Source organism: Algibacter sp. (assembly GCF_049667265.1).
GTDB lineage: Bacteria > Bacteroidota > Bacteroidia > Flavobacteriales > Flavobacteriaceae > Algibacter_B.
Genome location: NZ_JBATHX010000312.1, coordinates 1 through 2407, shown reverse-complemented (window position 1 = coordinate 2407; position 2407 = coordinate 1). Strand labels below are relative to the sequence as shown.

Here is a 2407-nt window from a genome sequence, read left to right as displayed (position 1 = left end):
GTAGAAAGTAAAACCAAAGTACAAGCCGCTTCAAAAGCAATTTTATGTTCTTTTAAAAACTTATATAATTCTGGATTTTCTGTTCCAGGATTGAAAATAACGCGCTCAGGTTTTAAGGATATTATATATTCGTAATAGGCTTTTTGTCTATCCGGGTTTAAATATAAGGTGACTGTATGCACATTTTTATATGGTAGTAATTCAGTATCAATTGTCACTCCGGAAACGGTTCCAGACCTCAATCCAAAAGCTACCGTTTCGATTTTTTTAGCAACTAATCGCTGAATAGCAAAATTAGAATAGCGATCTGGCTTTAATGATGCGCCAAGCACCAAAGTTTTTTTATTCATCTGTTAAAAAAGTTAAAAGACTGTTAATTTGACCCAAATATAGTAACAGAAGTTGAAATTTAGCGTCTACTTAGAAACATCAATCAAAAAATCAAACCAATCAAATGAAACAATTACTTTATTTGTGTGCTATTCTTTTTTCTATTTTGACAGCACACGCATCAGATCCCGATCCTAAAACTGACAAAACTGGTACTATACTAGGAAAAGTGTTAGACGCAACTTTAAAAGAACCCTTACCTTACGTAAACATTATTATTAAAAATAGTGATGGCAAAACAATTACTGGTGGCATCACTTTAGCTGATGGAACTTTTTCCATAGATAAAATTCCAGAGGGCAGTATTATTGTTAGCATTCAGTATATCGGTTACAAAACAACAAATTTAAATGTTACTATTGGCAAAGGCAATTACGACGTTAATATAGGCGATATTCTTCTTGAAGAAGAAGCCGAAGGTCTAGATGCCGTTACGGTAGTTGCAGAAGTATCTACAATTCAGCAAAAGGTAGACAGAAAAGTCATTACTATCGGAAAAGATTTAACTACCGCAGGTGCAACCGCTAGCGATATCATGAATAATATTCCATCCGTAAGTGTCGACCAGCAAACAGGAAACATAAGCCTTCGAGGTAACGAAAATGTACGTGTTATGGTTGATGGTAAGTTAAGCAACGTCCCTATTGCACAGCTTTTAAAACAAATTCCTTCCACATCTATAAAACAAATTGAATTAATTACCAATCCTTCAGCTAAGTATAATCCGGAAGGCATGAGCGGTATTATAAATATTAAACTTCATAAAAACACGCAGGTCGGTTTTAACGGAAATTTTAATGTTGGTGTGACTAACGAAGTTTTTGCCAAATTCAACAGTTCCATAGATATGAATTACAGAAATGGAAAATTCAATTTTTATGGCAACTACGGAAACAATATTGGCAAATACGACAACTTTGGAGGGATTGATAGACTGGATGATAATTCCCGTCAAGATTTCAAATTTGGAAATAACAACAAATCACATTTATATAAAGTTGGCGTTGATTTTTATATAAATGACAAAAACACCATTTCATTTTTTACAAACCAAAATATTTTTAATGGCAATGGTTCTGGAAGCACCATTTTAAGTTACCCTTCACTTACGCAAAGTCAATTATTTTCAAATATTTCAGAAAACAATTCTGGGCAATATAATGTTGCTTACAAGCATGAATTTACTGATGAAGACGAAACTTTAGATATTGAAATAGATTACAACGATTTTGAAAATGATGAAATTGCAAATTTCGATTTTTTCAATTTTAACTTTCCGCCAAACTATATTGATAATGTAGGAACCGTACGAGATCAAACCACTATTAATGTTGATTATGTAAAACCTATTAATGAGAAAACTAAAATTGAAGCTGGTTTACAAGCCTTACTATTTGGATCTAAAATTAATTATACCTCAACAGGTCAAACCTTTTCTAGTGAAGGAAACATTATTCCAACACCAAGCACCGATTTTGACTATAACAGAGATATTTACTCAGCTTATTTCACCTATGGAAAAACACTTGAAAAATGGAATTACCAAATAGGATTACGAGCAGAACAAGTTAATGCAAGTGCTGATGCTTTAAAAACATTTGATGACAACAGCACAGAACTTTTGCCATTTACAAACGATTATTTTCAAATTTACCCATCGGCGTTTCTAACGTATAACCAGTCTGACAAAAACTCCTATCAGTTAAGTTTTAGTCGTCGAGTAGACAGACCAGGTTTACAACAAATAAATCCTATTAGAGAATGGAGTACACCACGTATTTCGTCCTTTGGAAACTCCGAATTACAACCACAATTTACAAACTCCATAGAAACCAATTATACAAGGCAATTAAAAAACGGAAGCATTACTGCAGGCGTTTTTTATAGAATTATTGAAGATAATATTAGCCGATATGTTTTTATTGACAGAACCGATGTAACCTCTGGAAACTCCATTTTATCTTATGACAATTTTGATAATACCTCAGCATATGGTTTGGAGCTTTCAACAAATTAT

Annotated in this window: 2 protein-coding genes; one reads left to right on the top strand and one right to left on the bottom strand. The window is 32.9% G+C overall.

The window, feature by feature from the left end; all coding sequences use genetic code 11:
* Positions 1-350: CoA-binding protein (locus tag WBN21_RS11250; protein WP_424200312.1), on the bottom strand; the 350-nt coding region annotated here is incomplete at its 3' end.
* Between the two features lie 104 nt (positions 351-454).
* On the opposite strand from WBN21_RS11250, the gene WBN21_RS11245 reads away from it, so the two are divergent.
* Positions 455-2407: outer membrane beta-barrel protein (locus WBN21_RS11245; protein ID WP_424200310.1), on the top strand; the 1953-nt coding region annotated here is incomplete at its 3' end.